The 15,235-nt window shown below is 74.6% G+C and carries 13 protein-coding genes; 3 read left to right on the forward strand and 10 right to left on the reverse strand.

The window, feature by feature from the left end; genetic code table 11:
- Positions 1-15: 15 nt before the first annotated feature.
- Genes HCU73_RS13930 through HCU73_RS18885 form a run of 4 tightly spaced genes read right to left on the reverse strand, consistent with a single transcriptional unit; the run spans position 16 to position 4,358 of the window.
- On the reverse strand, positions 16-1,527 hold the full coding sequence (locus HCU73_RS13930) for an ABC transporter substrate-binding protein (protein WP_168624080.1): 1,512 nt from the start codon (positions 1,525-1,527) through the stop codon (positions 16-18).
- A 4-nt stretch (positions 1,528-1,531) separates the two neighbouring features.
- Positions 1,532-2,647 carry an ABC transporter ATP-binding protein gene (locus HCU73_RS13935; protein ID WP_168624081.1) on the reverse strand — a complete coding sequence of 372 codons (1,116 nt, stop codon included), beginning with the start codon at positions 2,645-2,647 and terminating at the stop codon, positions 1,532-1,534.
- A complete protein-coding gene (locus tag HCU73_RS13940) occupies positions 2,644-3,645 on the reverse strand; it encodes an ABC transporter ATP-binding protein (RefSeq protein ID WP_168624082.1) in 1,002 nt (333 codons plus the stop codon). Before HCU73_RS13940 ends, HCU73_RS13935 begins: the two co-directional genes overlap by 4 nt.
- Complete coding sequence (locus HCU73_RS18885; protein WP_168624083.1) at positions 3,642-4,358, reverse strand: FCD domain-containing protein; 717 nt, start codon at positions 4,356-4,358, stop codon at positions 3,642-3,644. Before HCU73_RS18885 ends, HCU73_RS13940 begins: the two co-directional genes overlap by 4 nt.
- Before the next feature lie 273 nt (positions 4,359-4,631).
- Between HCU73_RS18885 and HCU73_RS13950 the strand changes: the two genes are divergently transcribed.
- Genes HCU73_RS13950 through HCU73_RS18890 form a run of 3 tightly spaced genes read left to right on the forward strand, consistent with a single transcriptional unit; the run spans position 4,632 to position 7,260 of the window.
- The gene (locus HCU73_RS13950) at positions 4,632-5,465 is read left to right on the forward strand and encodes a DUF6544 family protein (protein WP_168624084.1); all 834 of its coding nucleotides are present in this window, start codon (positions 4,632-4,634) and stop codon (positions 5,463-5,465) included.
- On the forward strand, positions 5,462-6,412 hold the full coding sequence (locus tag HCU73_RS13955; protein ID WP_168624085.1) for a peptidoglycan DD-metalloendopeptidase family protein: 951 nt from the start codon (positions 5,462-5,464) through the stop codon (positions 6,410-6,412). The genes HCU73_RS13950 and HCU73_RS13955 overlap by 4 nt, the downstream gene beginning before the upstream one ends.
- On the forward strand, positions 6,409-7,260 hold the full coding sequence (locus HCU73_RS18890) for a CPBP family glutamic-type intramembrane protease (RefSeq protein WP_168624086.1): 852 nt from the start codon (positions 6,409-6,411) through the stop codon (positions 7,258-7,260). The genes HCU73_RS13955 and HCU73_RS18890 overlap by 4 nt, the downstream gene beginning before the upstream one ends.
- On the opposite strand, the gene HCU73_RS13965 is transcribed toward HCU73_RS18890, so the two are convergent.
- The 6 genes from HCU73_RS13965 to acsA all read right to left on the reverse strand — a co-directional run bounded on the left by HCU73_RS13965 (position 7,146) and on the right by acsA (position 15,168).
- Positions 7,146-8,705 carry a serine hydrolase domain-containing protein gene (locus HCU73_RS13965; protein WP_168624087.1) on the reverse strand — a complete coding sequence of 520 codons (1,560 nt, stop codon included), beginning with the start codon at positions 8,703-8,705 and terminating at the stop codon, positions 7,146-7,148. The genes HCU73_RS18890 and HCU73_RS13965 overlap by 115 nt on opposite strands.
- A 282-nt stretch (positions 8,706-8,987) precedes the next feature.
- Positions 8,988-9,926: a sugar kinase gene (locus HCU73_RS13970; RefSeq protein WP_168624088.1), complete on the reverse strand. Its 939-nt coding sequence runs from the start codon at positions 9,924-9,926 to the stop codon at positions 8,988-8,990.
- 65 nt (positions 9,927-9,991) lie between these two features.
- The gene (locus tag HCU73_RS13975; RefSeq protein WP_168624089.1) at positions 9,992-10,231 is read right to left on the reverse strand and encodes an acyl carrier protein; all 240 of its coding nucleotides are present in this window, start codon (positions 10,229-10,231) and stop codon (positions 9,992-9,994) included.
- A complete protein-coding gene (locus HCU73_RS13980) occupies positions 10,228-11,496 on the reverse strand; it encodes a dihydrolipoamide acetyltransferase family protein (protein ID WP_168624090.1) in 1,269 nt (422 codons plus the stop codon). The genes HCU73_RS13975 and HCU73_RS13980 overlap by 4 nt, the downstream gene beginning before the upstream one ends.
- Position 11,497: 1 nt before the next feature.
- The gene (gene pdhA, locus HCU73_RS13985) at positions 11,498-13,492 is read right to left on the reverse strand and encodes a pyruvate dehydrogenase (acetyl-transferring) E1 component subunit alpha (RefSeq protein ID WP_168624091.1); all 1,995 of its coding nucleotides are present in this window, start codon (positions 13,490-13,492) and stop codon (positions 11,498-11,500) included.
- The gene (gene acsA, locus HCU73_RS13990) at positions 13,489-15,168 is read right to left on the reverse strand and encodes an acetate--CoA ligase (protein ID WP_239025580.1); all 1,680 of its coding nucleotides are present in this window, start codon (positions 15,166-15,168) and stop codon (positions 13,489-13,491) included. Before acsA ends, pdhA begins: the two co-directional genes overlap by 4 nt.
- Positions 15,169-15,235: the final 67 nt, after the last annotated feature.

Below are 15,235 nucleotides of genomic sequence, written 5' to 3' on the forward strand. Positions count from 1 at the left end.
GGTCGGGTCAGGCCGTCATTCGGCCATGGTCACGCCGGCCAGACGGATCATGCCGTCGGGGTAGGCGACGAAGCCCTCGATGTCGGCGTCCATCGCCCAGATCCAGACCGGGTGATAGAGGTAGACGATCGGCAGGTCCGACATCAGGATCTCGCTCGCGGCGTTGTAGGCGGCGCGGCGGGCGTCGATGTCGTTGGACACGCGGGCCTCGTTCAGCAGGCGGTCGACCTCGGCGTTGGAGTAGCCCGAGTCGTTGATGCCGCCGCCGGTGGTCAGGAACTGGTGGATGTTCCCGTCGGGATCGACGCGGCCGGACCAGCCGACCTGGCTCGCCTGGTAGGCGCCCGCCGTCTGGTCGGACAGCAGCGTGGCGAATTCCTTGGCCTCCAGCGAGATGCGGATGCCCGCCTCGCCCGCCATCGCCTGGATCACCTGCATCACCTGCAGCTGCACCGGGTTGTTGGCGACCTGCACGCGGATGTCCACGCCGTCGGGATAGCCCGCCTCGGCCAGCAGCGCACGGGCGGCTTCCACGTCACGCTCGGGGATCGGGAAGGCGTCGTTGTACCAGGGCGAGGTCGGCGGCCAGGGCTGGTTGCCGGGGGCGAAGGCGCCCTCGAACACGACCTGGTTCACCACGTTGCGGTCGATCGACAGCGACAGGGCCTGGCGCACGCGGGCGTCCATGCCCAGCGGGCCGTTCGCCTCGTCGCCGTTGCCGACGTTGATGGTCATCGCCTGGTAGCCCAGCGAGGTCGCCTCGGCCATCGCCAGCGCGTCGTCGCCGCGCACCGAGGCCACGTCGGTCGCCGACAGCCGCTCGAGCATGTCGAGGTCGCCCGCCCGCAGGTTCGCCAGACGCACGGTGGTGTCGGGGATCGGCAGGAAGGTCACGGTCTCGAAGGCATAGGCGTCGGCGTTCCAGTAGTCGGCAAAGCGCGACAGGACGATGCGGTCCTGCTGGATGCGCTCGACGAACTGGTAGGGGCCCGAGCAGACCGGGTTGAGGCCGAAGTCGAGGCCCGCGGCCTCGGCGGCGGTCGGCGAGATCATCATGCCGGCGCGGTCCGACAGCTGCGCGAGCAGCGTGGCGTCCGGGGCGCCGAGGGTGAAGCGGATGGTGAACTCGTCCACCACCTCGACCCCGGTGATCGAGCTCAGCTCCGAGGCGCGGCGGCTCTCGGGCAGGTTCTGGCTGCGGTCGATGTTGGCGGCCACGGCCTCGGCGTTGAACGGCGTGCCGTCATGGAACACCACGCCCTCGCGCAGCGTCATGGTCAGGATCAGCCCGTCCTCGGACCACTCCCAGCCGGTGGCCAGCTGCGGCACGATCTCGAGGTCGGGGGTGATGTCCACCAGCTTGTCGCACAGCGAGTCGAACACGATCCGCCCCACGAAGGTGCGGCCCTGGTCGGGGTCGAGCACGTCGGCATCGTCCTGCAGGCCGATGCGCAGGTCCTGCGCGCCGGCGGCCGAGGCCGCGAGCCCGAAGGCCAGCGCCAGAACCACGGTTTTCGTTTTTGCCATCAGGTCAGTCTCCAGTCTGTCGGGGTTGGGTTTGCCCGGTTTCCGGGTCGTTCGTCTTATCGGGGTCGCCCGCCATGGCGCGGGCATAGAGCGCAAAGCGCGCCGCGGCGGCGGGGCTGCGGCCGGGCTCGGCGCCGTCGAGGCCGGCAAGGCTCAGCTCGGCGGCGCGGTGGCAGGCGACGCTGCGCCCCTCGCCGGCGTCCGTCAGCACCGGGCGCTCGGTCCGGCAGATGTCGGTGGCGTAGGGGCAGCGCGGGTGGAACCGGCAGCCGGGCGGCGGCGCGATGGGGTTCGGCGGGTCGCCCTCGACCAGCGTGCGGGCGGGGCGCGCGCCCCATGCCGCCACCGGGATCGCGGCCAGCAGCGTCTCGGTGTAGGGATGCTTGGGCGCGGCGTAGAGGTCGGCCGCGGGGGCCAGCTCCACCACCTCGCCCAGGTACATCACCGCCACCCGCGTCGCCATGTGCCGGATCACGGCAAGGTCGTGGGCGATGATGACCAGCGTCAGGCCGAATTCGTCCTTCAGGTCCTCGAGCAGGTTCACCACCTGCGCCTGGATCGACACGTCCAGCGCGCTGACCGGCTCGTCCCCGATCAGCACCTTCGGCCCCGAGGCCAGCGCGCGGGCGATGCCGATGCGCTGGCGCTGGCCGCCCGAGAACTCGTGCGGGTAGCGGTCGGCGTGCTCGGGGCGCAGGCCCACGCGCGACAGCAGGTCGGCGACCCGCGCGCGGCGCTCGGCCGGCGTGCCGATCCCGTGGGCGCGCATCGGCTCCTCGATCAGGGCGCCGACGCTCATCTGCGGGTTCAGCGACGAAAACGGGTCCTGGAAGATGAACTGCAGGTCGCGGCGCAGCGCGCGCATCCGGTCGGCCGGCAGGTGCGCCAGGTCCTCGCCGTCGTACCAGACCTCGCCGCCCGTGGGGTCGATGAGGCGCAGCAGGAGGCGTGCCAGCGTGGACTTGCCGCAGCCCGACTCGCCCACGATGGCAAAGGTCTCGCCGGCGGCGATGTCGAGCGACACGCCGTCGACCGCCCGCACCACCGTGGGGGCGCCGAACAGCGGGCGCTTGGTCACGAATTCGCGCCGCAGGTCGCGGGCCGACAGGATCGCGGTCATGTCCCGGTGCTCCTCAGCTGCGGCAGGTCCCCGGCGACGAGGGGGGCGAAGTGGCAGGCCACGCCATGCCCCGCCCCCAGGTCGCGCAGGGCGGGCGCGGCATCGCAGGCCGCGGTGGCGAACGGGCAGCGGGTGGCGAAGCGGCAGCCGGGCGGCATCGCGCCGGGCGGCGGCACCGTGCCCGGCACCGTCACCAGCCGCGCGCGGCGGTCGCCCAGCGACGGCATCGAGGACATCAGCCCGATCGTGTAGGGGTGCTGCGGGTCGGTGAACAGCTGCTCGGCCGTCCCCGCCTCGACGATGCGGCCGCCGTACATGACGGCCACCTTGTCGGCCATCTCGGCCACCACGCCCAGGTCGTGGGTGATCAGCACCATCGCCGCGCCGGTGTCCTGCTGCAGGCTCTTCATCAGCTTCAGGATCTGCGCCTGGATGGTCACATCCAGCGCCGTGGTCGGCTCGTCCGCGATCAGCAGTTCGGGGTCGTTGGCCAGCGCCATGGCGATCATCGCCCGCTGCCTCATGCCCCCCGACAGCTGGTGCGGGAACTCGTCCAGCCGCTTTTCCGGCGCGGGGATGCGCACGCGGCGAAGCATCTCCAGCGCGCGGGCCCGCGCCTCGGCCTGGCCCACGCCCTTGTGCCGGCGCACCGATTCCGCGATCTGCTCGCCGATCCGAAGCCCCGGGTTCAGCGAGGTCATCGGCTCCTGGAAGATCATCGCCATGCGGCCGCCGCGGATCTCGCGCAGGCGGGCGGTGTCCATCGCCAGCAGGTCCTCGCCCGCGAAGCGCGCGGTGCCGGCGATCACCTTCAGCGGCGGCGACTGCAACAGCCCCATCAGCGCCAGCGAGGTCAGGCTCTTGCCGCAGCCCGATTCCCCCACCAGGCACAGCGTCTCGCCCGGGGCGAGCGCAAAGCCCACGTCGTCCACGATCGGCTGCCCGACGCCCTTGAGCGCCACCGTCAGCCCGCGCACCTCCAGCAGCGGCCCGGTCATCGCGCCATCTCCCGGTGCCGGATACGCTCGAGGTTCTGCTTCAGCGCGTCGAGGTGCGCGCGCATCGCCTCGCGCGCGGCGGCCTCGTCGCGGTCGTCGATGGCGTCGATGATGCGCCCGTGCTGGCGGCCGTATTCCGCGACCAGCTCGGGCGACCGCGCCTGCTGCCGCTCGGTCTGCCAGCGCTGCTGGTGGCGGACCTCGTTCACCAGCGTGAAGGCCGCGCGCAGGATCGGGTTGCCGGCCAGCCGCGCGATCATCCGGTGCAGCGAGCCGTCCCACAGCTCGGCCGCGTCGGCGTCGGTGGCCTGCGCCGTGCGTTCGGCCAGCGCGCGCAGCCGCGCCACGTCCTCGGCGGTGGCCCGCCGCGCGGCCAGCGCCGCCAGTTCCGGCTCCAGCGCCAGGCGGGCCTCCATCACGCTCAGGGGGTCGGTGTCGGGGGCGATCATCGCGGCGAGGTGCCCGCCGGGATCGGGCGGCTCGCCCACGAAGGTGCCCTTGCCCTGCCGGCGCCACACCAGCCCCTCGGCCTCCAGCGCGTCGAGCGCCCGGCGCACCGCCCGGCGGCTGACACCGAAGCGCGCGCAGAGCTCGCGCTCGGTCGGCAGCTTGCCGTCGGCTTCGATCGCGCCGGCCCGGATCAGGTCCCGGATCCGGTCGCGCGCGGCCGAGGCGTTGTCGGTCTCGGATGCGGGAACGTGCCGCGTGTCCACCCTGTCGCTCCACCTTGAGTTGCACCAACCGGTGATTGGTGCGTTACCAATTACGGATTGGTTCGTTGCTGGCCGCCCCCGTCAAGCCTTTTCGGCCCACCCCCCGAAATTCCGCCCCCGGCCCCCGCGCATCGCCCAGAAATTGTGCAATCGACCACGCCGGTGGCAGCGCGCGCCCGACCCCGGGCCGATTCGGCGCGCCTTGACCCAGATCATCGCGCCCCGGCGCCGGACGCGGAGAAAGGGGGCGACATCCCCCACCCGCGGAGACCCATGCCCTATCTCGCCGCCGCCGCCCTGCTGATCGTCGCCCTCCTCGCGCTGCTCACGGCCCTGCGCATGGCCGACGCGCGGGCCGATGCCGCCGAATGGCGCCGCCTCGCCGCGCTGCAGCCGGCCGCCCCGGCCCGTTTCGACCCCGCGATGGTGGCCGCGCTGCCCGACCCCGCGCGCCGCTTCTTCACCTTCGCCATCGCGCCCGGCACGCCGCTGCTGCCGGTGGCCGAACTGGAGATGCGCGGCGACTTCAGCCTCGGGACCAGGGATGCCCCCGGCTACCGCCCGATGCGCGCGCGCCAGATCCTCGCCGCGCCGCAGGGCTTCGTCTGGTCGATGCGGCTGGTCGGCGGGATGCCGGTCTCGGGCTCGGATTCGGGGGGCTGGACGCGGTTCCGCATCCTCGGCCTCATCCCCGTCGCGCGGCTGGGCGGCGACCCCGACCACACCCGGTCCGCCTTTGGCCGCTACGTGGCCGAGGCGGTGTTCTGGACGCCCGCGGCGCTTTTGCCCGGCCCCGGCGTGGATTGGGCGCCGGTCGATGCCGACACCGCCCGCGTCACCGTCACCCATGCCGGGCTCAGCCAGGCCGTCGACGTGACCGTGGATGCCGAGGGCCGCCCGCTCCGCGTCACCTTCCAGCGCTGGAGCGACGCCAACCCCGACAGGGTCCACCGCCTGCAGCCCTTCGGCGGGATCCTGTCCGACTTCCGCGAGGTCGAGGGCTACCGCCTGCCGTTCCGGGTCGAGGCCGGCAACATGTTCGGCACCGACGCCTATTTCCCCTTCTTCCGGGCCGAGATCACGGCGATCCGGTTCCCCCGGCCATGACCGCCCTCGTCCTGACGATCCAGGTGGCGCTGCCGCTCGCGCTGCTCCTGTGGCTCTGGCTCCTGCCGGCGGGCAGCGGGATCGGCCTCGTGCTGCAGGTGGCGGGCACCGGCGCCTTCCTGTTCGCGCTCGCCCGTGTCGCGCAATGGGCGCTGCCGGTCTGGTGGCTGCCGCACCTCTACGGCCTGCTGTGGCTGGCGGCCGCGGCGGCGGCGCTCCGGCGCGGCGGGCCGCTCCTGCCCGCCTCGGCCGCCGGCTGGTCGGCGGTGGCGCTGGGGCTGCTCCTGCTGGGCATCGGCGGCATCTACGGCGCGCGGGCGGTGTCGGGGCGCGCGGCGCCCCCGGTCGAGGTCGTGGACATCGCCAACCCCTTCGGCCCCGGGCGCTACCTGGTCGGGCACGGCGGCTCGGACCCGCTGGTCAACGGCCACATGCGCACGCTCGACGCCGCCGTCGACCGCTTCCGCCCCTGGCGCGGGCAATCCTACGCGGTGGATTTCTTCGGCCTCGGCCGCTTCGGCCTGCGCGCCACCGGCTGGCGCCCCGCCGATCCCGCCGCCTACGCCATCTTCGGCGCTGACCTGCGCGCGCCCTGCGCCGGCACCGTGGTCGCCGCCGAGGGCGATCGGCCCGATTTCACGGTCCCGCAGGAGGACCCGGTGAACCGGCTCGGCAACCACGTCATCCTGCGCTGCGGCGCGGCCGAGATCGTTCTGGCGCACATGCGGCAGGGCAGCCTGCGGGTCGCACCGGGCGACGTCGTGGCGGTGGGCGACCCGCTGGGGCAGGTCGGCAATTCCGGCGCCTCGACCGAGCCGCACCTGCACATCCACGCGCAACGCCCCGCCGCGCCGGGCGCGCCGCCGATTTCGGGCGAGCCGCTGGGCCTGCGCATCGACGGCCGGTTCCTGGTGCGCGGCGACCGGCTGGCGGGCGCGGAACCGTGAGGCAGGCCGCCGCCTTCGTCGCGCTGAGCTTCGCGCTGTCCTGGGGTGCCTGGGGGGCCGCGATCCTGGCGGGGTCCGGGGCGGCGGGCTGGCGCATCGCGGGCGGCTTCGGCCCGACCCTCGCGGCGCTGGCGCTGGCCGCCTGGGCGGGGCCGGGCGCGCTCCGGGCGCTCCTGTCCGGCTTCGCGCGGTGGCGGGCGCCGGTCTGGGTCTGGGCGGTGGCGGTCCTGTCCACCCTCGCCGTGGGCCTCGCCGCGCTGGCCGTCGACCGGGCGCTCGGCGGCCGGCCCGACTGGCCCGGCCCGGCCGAGTGGGCGCTGGCGCCGGTGATCTTCCTCTGGGTGCTGGCCTTCAGCGTCGCGGGCGAGGAGACGGGGTGGCGCGGCTACCTCCTGCCACGGCTGCTCGACCGGCTCGGCCCGCTGGCGGCCAGCCTCGTCCTCGGGCTGGCCTGGTCGCTCTGGCACCTGCCGCTCTGGGCGCTGCCGGGCGACTTTCACGCCGGCCTGCCGGTCTCGCTGTTCCTGATCCAGAGCCTCGCCCTGTCGGTCGTCTACACCCGGCTCTGGCTCGCCAGTTCCGGCAGCCTGATCGTCGCGCACCTGTTCCACGCGGCCTCGAACACCACGCTGGGCCTGCTGCCGCTGATCCCCGGCGCGGGCGGCGAGGGGCTGCGCGCGCTGTGGATCGCGGTGGCGCTGCTCTGCGCGCTGGCCGCCGTCCTCGCCGCGCGTCAGTCGCGCCGCGACGGCGCAAGGGCCGCCGCCGCGCACCCGAGGGCCGCCACGCCCGAGGCCCCGGCCAGCCACGGCCACAGCCCCGGCAGGATCGAGAACAGGAACAGGTAGTCCTGCGCCGCCGCCCAGAGGCCCCAGCCCGCCAGCGGCACCGCGGCCGCCCCCGCAAGGACGCGCACGCCCGCCCCCCGCCGCCGCCGCAGACCCGCCCACGCCGCGAGGAGCGCCAAAGCGACGAGCGCCCCGATCGCCACCCGCGCCGCCGCCTCGGCCCAGAGCACCCGCGCCATGCCCACCGGCGCCACCCCGAGGCTGTCCGACCACGCCCGCAGCACGGCGGCGAACAGCGGCCAGGCGCGCTGGCCGTTCGACAGGATCACGATGCCGTCGCCGGTCTCGGGCACCAGGTGCATGTGGCTCATCCAGCCGTAGCCCTGCCCGCCGTGCCAGACCGCCCGGCGCCCGTCCGACAGCGTCTCGGTGAAATGCCCCAGCCCGTAGCCCTCGGCCACCGCGGCGAACAGGCCCGTGACCGGTCCCTCCGCCCGGTGCAGCGCGGCGACGCCCGCGGGCGACAGCACCCCCTGCCCCGCCCCCGCCATCCCCGCCGCGGCAAAGCGCGCGATGTCGGCCGCCCCCGCGATCAGCCCGCCCGAGGCGTAACCCGGGTAGACATAGGGCGCGACCGGACGGCCCCGCAGGTCGTGGCCCACCGCCATCCCGCCCCCCGGCGCCCCGAACCGCGCGGTCGCCATGCCCAGCGGGCCCAGCACCTCCGTCCCCATCAGCGCGGGGAACGGCGCACCGGCGCAGCCCTCCATCGCCAGTTCCAGCAGGTGATAGCCGGTGTCGGAATAGGCGAAGCCCGCGCCGGGCGCGGCGATCCACCGGATGTCGCCCGCAAGGTGCGTGGCGAGGTCCGGCCGCGGCGCGCCGGGCGCATGGCGCGCGGCGTAGTCGCCCACGGCCAGCCCCGCCCGGTGCGACATGAGCTGCCGCGCCGTCACCGGCGGCAGCCCGGGCCCGGCCCAGCCCGGCAGGCAGGCGGCGACGGGCGCGTCGAGGTCCAGCCGCCCGGTCTCGGCCAGCCGCAGCGCGCCCCAGGCCGCGACCGGCTTGGACAGCGACTCGACCCGGAACAGCGTGTCCGCGGTCATCGCCCGGCCGCGGGCGGGGTCCGCAAGGCCGAAGGCGCCGGTCCAGACCGGCCGCCCCCCGGCGATCACCACCACCACCGCCCCCGGCACCCCGTCGGCCGCCAGCCGCGCCGGCACGGTCCCGGCCAGCCGCTCGGCCAGCGCCGCGGTGTCCGCCCCCGCCGCGCCCGGCGCCAGCGCGAGGACCGCCGCGGCCAGCCAGCGCCCGACCCGGCCCCTGTGCCGACCGCCGTTGGCAGCGGGGCCTTCGTCGCAGGGCCATGGGCCCCGCAGCCCGCCACGGCTGGCGACGAGGAGGGCCCGGGCAACCCGGCGCAGGGGCCGCCCAAACCCCGCAGCGGACCGGACCGGCGCGCACACAGAGGCGCACAGGGCAAGGACGGAACGGGCATCGGGCATCGGCAGGCTCCTGCGGGTCGGGGGCGCGGCGGACGATAAGGGCGGCCCGCCCGCGCCGGCATGACCTCGATCAAGCCGCTCTGGGCCCTGCGGCGCGGGCGGCGGAGGATCGGCAGGCGGGCCACGCAAGCACCCCGGCCCGGCGCGGGCAGCGCCCGGCACCCGCCAGAGAACCGGGACCAATCCTCGGTCGGCCACCTCTGTCGCACCGAACAGGCCAAGACCACATGCCTTGGCCAGACCGACCCCGACCAAGCCGCCTCCCGGCCCGGCGCGGGCGGGTCACGCCGGGGGCGCGGCCCCGGTCCAGCCGGGCCCGAGCGGCACGATGGCGCCGGGCAGGCCGATGACGTGGCAGGCCAGCGCGTGCCCCCGTCGCGCCGCGGCGTCCGGGTCGCCGCCGGCCAGCCGGGTGGCGAGGTAGCCCGCGTTGAAGGCATCCCCCGCCGCCGTCGTGTCGCGCACCTCGGGCACCGGCGGGTAGGCCGCGCCCGGCGCCCCGGCCCGCGGATGCAGGAGCGGCCCGTCCGCGCCGCGCTTGAGCGCGATCTCCCCCACCCCGGCCCCCGCGAGGCGCGCCAGCACCTCCCCCGCGTCCCCGCCCCAGAGCGCGGCCTCGTCGTCGAGCGAGGGCAGCGCGATGTCGGTCGCGGCCCACATCGCCGCCATCGCCGCCCGGGCGGTCGCGGCGTCGGGCCAGAGCCGCGGGCGGTAGTTGGAATCGAAGGCCACCCGCAGCCCGCCGGCCCGCAGCGCCCCGAGCCGGTCGATCAGCGCGGCGCGGTCGGCGGGCGGCAGGATCGCCAGCGTGATCCCCGACAGGTAGACCAGCTCGCGCCCCGCCAGCGCCCCGAGGTCGATCCCCCCCGGGCCCAGCATCGCCCGCGCCGCCGCCTCGCTCCGCCAGTAGTGAAAGCTGCGCTCGCCGTCCGGCGCGAGGTCGATGGCGTACAGCCCCGGCCGCCGCCCCGGCAGCCGCGCGATGCCGGCGGTGTCGATCCCCTCGTCCCGCATGAAGGCGATCATCCCGTCCGACAGCCGGTCGTCGCCCAGCGCGGTCAGGTAGGCCACCTGCCCCCCGCCGCCCATCAGCCGCGACAGGTAGACCGCCGTGTTCAGCGTGTCGCCGGCCACGCCCATGCGCACCCGCCCGTCGGGCGCGCCCAGGTCGGACAGCTCGATCATGCATTCGCCGATGCAGGCGACCCTCGGCCCGGCCATCGCGGTCCCCCCCCCCTTGTTCCGGGGTCGAGACTGCCCCGCCGGACCGCCCCGCGCCAGCCCCCTCAGCCCGCGCGGGCGGCGAGGTAGGCGGCGGCGCGGGCGGGGGTGGCGATCTCGGGGTAGTCGCGTTCGGGGATGTCGACGCCCAGCCGCGCGTGCAGCGCCGCCACCAGGTTCAGCACGTCCATCGAGTCGAGCGCGAGGTCGTCCTGGATGTGGTCGCCGTCGCCCACCGTCGACGGGTCGATGTCCGGGGCGACACGGGTCAGTTCCTCGACAAAGACGGCGCGGTAATCGGTCATGGTTCCTCCGGGGTCTGGACCTGCTCGGCGAAGGCGGCGACGAAGCGCGCCGCCGTCCGCCCGTCGGACACGCGGTGATCGGCCGACAGCGTCAGCGTCACCACCCGCCGCGGCACCACGGCGCCGTCGACCACCCAGGGCCGCAGCTGCGGCGCGCCGAGGCCCACCAGCCCCACCTGCGGCGGGAAGATCACGCCGGCCATCGCCTCGGCCCCGGTTTCGCCCAGCGCCGAGACGGTGATCGTGCCCTCGGTCATCTCCGACGCCTTCAGCCGCCCGGCCCGGGCGCGGGTCACGAGGTCGCGCATCCCGGCCATGATCCCGGCCAGCGTCATCGCGCCGGCGTCCATCAGCGCGGGCGCGACAAGGCCCCCGCCCCGCAGCGCGATGGCGACCCCGACGTTCACCGCCTCTGCCGGCACGAAGCCGCGGTCGTCGAGGTAATGGCCGTTCATCTCGGGCACCGCGCGGGCCGCCCGCACCGCGGCGCGGACAAGCAGGGCGCCCAGCAGGATGCGGCCCTCGGGCGGGGCCTCGGCGTTGCGAGCCTCGAGCGCGGTCATCACGAGCTCCACGTCGATGGTCTGCGTCATGTAGAAATGCGGGATCGTCCGCTTGGAGCGCGCCATCGCCGCGGCGATCGCCTTGCGCATCTCGGCCATGGGGGCGGGTTTCCGCGCGGGCGTCCCCGCCGCCGCGTGCTCCACGTCGGCGTAAAGGATCGCGCCGCCGGGGCCGCTGCCCTTGAGCGCGCTCAGGTCCACGCCCCGCGCCTCGGCCAGCGCGCGCGCCGCGGGCGAGGCGCGGAGGCCGCCCGCGGGTTGGGCCGGCGTCGGCGCAGGCGCGGCGTCGGGCGGGGCCGGCGCGGGCGCGGCGGGCAGCGTCGGCGCAGGCGCGGCGTCAGACGGCGTCGGCGCAGGCGCGGCGGGCGGGGCCGGCGGGGGCACCGGCGTCACGACGGGTTCAGGCGCAGGTCGCGGCGCGGCGGAGGCTTCGGGCGCGGGTTCCGGCGGCGCGGCGGCCGCCTCCCCCTCCGCCACGACCACGGCCAGCGGCGCCCCCACCGGCAGCTCGTCGCCCAGCGCGGCGGTCAGTTCCCGCACCGTGCCGGCCTCGAAGATCTCGATCTCGATGGCGCCCTTCTGGGTCTCGACCACGGCCACCACGTCGCCGCGGCTGACAGTATCGCCCGGCTTCACCAGCCATTCGACCAGCCGCCCGGCCTCCATGTCGGCCCCGAGCGACGGCATCCGGAACACGCCCATCTCAGCGCCCCATCAACCCGCGCACGCCGGCCACCACCTTGTCCGCCTGCGGGATCGCCGCCTGCTCCAGATGCGCGGCGTAGGGGATCGGCACCTCCTCGGAACAGACCCGCGCGGGCGGCGCATCCAGCGACCAGAACCCCTGTTCCGTCACCCGCGCCATCACCTCGGCGGCCAGCGCCCCGGTGCGCCAGCCCTCGTCCACCACCACCACGCGCCGGGTCTTTCCGACCGAGGCGAGGATCGTCGCGTCGTCGAGCGGGCGCAGGACGCGCAGGTCGATCACCTCGGCCTCGATGCCGTCCGCCGCCAGCGCCTCGGCGGCCTCCAGCACCTTCCACAGCGACCCGCCGTAGGTGACGAGCGTCACGTCGCGCCCCTCCCGCCGCACGGCGGCCCGCGTGATGTCCACCGGCCCGGCCCCTTCGTCCAGCATCCCCGTCCGGTTGTAGAGCATCACGTTCTCGAAGATCAGCACCGGGTCGGGGTCCTGCAACGCGGTCCAGAGCATCCCCCGCGCGTCCTCTACCGTCGCGGGCGCCAGCACCTTGAGCCCGGGGATATGGGCGTACCACCCCTCCAGCGAATGGGAATGCTGCGCGGCCAGCTGCCGGCCCGCGCCCGTCGCCATGCGGATCACCAGCGGCACCCCGAACTGCCCGCCCGACATGTGCCGGAGCGTGGCCGCCGTGTTCAGGATCTGGTCGAGCGCGAGCAGCGAGAAGTTCACCGTCATCAGCTCGACGATGGGCCGCAGCCCCGCCGCCGCCGCGCCGATGCCGGCGCCGGTGAAGCCCGACTCCGACAGCGGCGTGTCGCGGATGCGGTCCTCGCCGAATTCCACCATCAGCCCCTTGGTCACGGCGTAGCAGCCGCCGTAGGCGCCCACGTCCTCGCCCATCAGGAACACCCGGTCGTCGCGGATCATCGCGTCGCGGATCGCCTGCTTGACCGCCTCGCGGTAGGTGATCTCGACCGTCCTGCCGCTCGGCGCCGCGGGCTCGGGCGGCGCAGGCTGCGGCCCCAGCACGTGGTCGGCCAGCCGCTCCACCGGCTCCCAGGTGCCGGCCTCGGCAAAGCCCACGGCGGCGTCGATCTCGGCGGCGATCTCGGCCTCGATCCGGGCCACGTCGTTCTCGTGCACCAGCCCCGCCGCCATGGCCCAGCCCTGGAACCGCACGATGGGGCCCTTCTTGCGCCATTCCTCGACCTCGGCCTTGTCGCGGTAAAGCTGGGCGTCGAACATGGAATGGGCCCGGAACCGGTAGGTCATGCATTCCAGCAGCATCGGCGCGCCGGTCTCGCGGATGCGGGCGACCGCGCGGCGGGCGGCGGCCTCGACCGCGACCACATCCATGCCGTCGACGCGCTCGGCCTCGACCAGATAGCCCTGCGCCTTGTCGATCACGTCGACCTCGGCCTCGGTCCGCGCCAGCGCCGAGCCCATGGCATAGCCGTTGTTCTCGCAGACGAAGAGCACCGGCAGCCGCCACAGCGCGGCGAGGTTCATGGTCTCGTGAAACTCGCCCTCGGCCACCGCGCCCTCGCCGAAGAAGCAGGCGGTCACGTTCGCCTCGCCCCGCAGCCGGTCGGCCAGCGCCAGCCCCCCCGCCAGCGGCAGGCCGCCCCCCACGATGGCGTTGCCGCCGTAGAAATTGGTGCCCGCGTCGAACAGGTGCATCGACCCGCCGCGCCCGCCGGAACAGCCCTCGGCCTTGCCGTACATCTCGGCCATCACCGGCCCCATCGCCACGCCGCGGGCCAGCGCGTGGCCGTGTTCGCGGTAGGTGGCGACGACGCGGTCCCCGGGCCCCAGCACCGGGATCACGCCCATCGCGATGGCCTCCTCCCCGTCGTAGAGGTGGAGAAAGCCGCGGATCTTCTCCTGCGTGTAGAGCTCGGCGCAGCGGTCCTCGAAACGGCGGATGCGGATCATGCCGCGCAGGAGGTCCAGCACATGCGCGCGGTCGAGGCGGGGCTTGAGGCTCGCAGTCATGTCTCGTCGGTCTCCAGCGTGGAAATGTCCCCTTCGGGCAGGCCCAGCTCGCGCGCCTTCAGGAGCCGCCGCATGATCTTGCCCGACCGCGTCTTGGGCAGGGTCTTGCGGAACACCACCTCGCGGGGGGCGACCGCCGGCCCCAGCTTCTTGCGCGCGTGGCCGCGGATGTCGCGCTCCAGCGCCTCGGAGGGCGCGAAGCCGGGGTTCAGGGTGACGTAGGCCTTGACCACCTCGCCCGCGGTCTCGTCGGGGATGCCGATGACACCCGCCTCGGCCACCGCGTCATGCTCGATCAGGGCGCTTTCCACCTCGAAGGGGCCGATCAGGTGGCCCGAGGTCTTGATCAGGTCGTCGGCCCGGCCCACGAACCAGACGTAGCCCGCCACGTCCCGCGTCGCGAGGTCGCCCGACAGGTACCAGCCGTCCACGAAGCATTTCGCGTAGCGCGCGGGCTCGTTCAGGTAGGCGCGCATCATCGACGGCCAGCCGGGCCGCAGCGCCAGCTCGCCCACCGCGCCGGGGCCCAGCACCTTGAGCGTGCCGCCCTCGCGCTCGACGATGCCCACCTCGACGCCCGGCAGGGGCTTGCCCATGGACCCGGGCCGCACCTCCTGCCCGGGGCGGTTGGCGATCATGATGCCGCCGGTTTCCGTCTGCCACCAGTTGTCGTGGAAGGGCTGGCCAAAGACCACCTCGCTCCAGATCACCGCCTCGGGGTTCAGGGGCTCGCCCACGCTGGCGAGGAATGTCAGCGACGAGAAGTCATAGGGCTTCGCCGCCTCGGCGCCCGCGCGCATCATCATGCGGATCGCGGTGGGGGCGGAATACCAGACCTGCACCTTCTCGTCCTGCACGATGGAATACCAGCGTTCGAGGTCGAACTCGGCCTCGTCCACCAGCATCGTGGCCCGGTTCACGAGCGGCGAGATGATCCCGTAGGAGGTGCCCGTCACCCAGCCCGGATCGGCGGTGCACCAGTATGTCACGCCGGGTTCCAGCCCCAGCGCCGCGCGGCCGGAAAAGGCGTGGTAGACCACCGCCTCGTGGACATGCACCGCGCCCTTGGGTTTGCCCGTGGTGCCCGAGGTGAAGTGGATCAGCGCGGGGTCCTCCGGCGCGGTCGCCACCGTCTCGAACCCGGGCGCGGCCGCGCGCATCGCGGGCGCCAGCGCCACGCAGCCCTCGGGCGCCTCCTCGCCGAGGATCAGCACCAGCTTCAGGCTGTCGATCTCGTGCCGCCAGTCGGCGATCTTGCGGCGGTAGATGGCCTCGGTCGTCACCAGCACCGCGGCGCGGCCGATCTCCATCCGCGTGCGCACCGGCTCCGGCCCGAAGGCCGAGAACAGCGGCGTGAACACCATCCCCGCCTTCAGCGTGCCGAGCGCGGCGGCGTAGAGCTCGGGCACCCGCCCCGCCATGGCAAAGACGCTGTCGCCCTTGCCCAGCCCGTGCGCCGCCAAGACATTGGCAAAGCGCGCCGCCTCGGCCGTCAGGTCGGCATAGGTGAAATCCCGCCGCGCGCCGTCGCGGCCAAGCCAGCGCAGCGCGAGGTCGCCCCCGTGCCCCGCCGCGACATGGGCGTCCAGCGCCTCATGCGCGATGTTCAGCCCGCCCTTCCAGCCCGACAGGTTGGCGCGCGCCTCGGCCCAGGGGTCGGTTGTCCGGTCCGTCATCCGCCGCATCCTCCCGGCCCTCAGGCTGCGGGAGGCTGCGGCGGCGCGAATTGACGGCGATCAACGG

Source organism: Roseicyclus persicicus, assembly GCF_012395815.1.
Classification (GTDB): Bacteria; Pseudomonadota; Alphaproteobacteria; order Rhodobacterales; family Rhodobacteraceae; genus Roseicyclus; species Roseicyclus persicicus.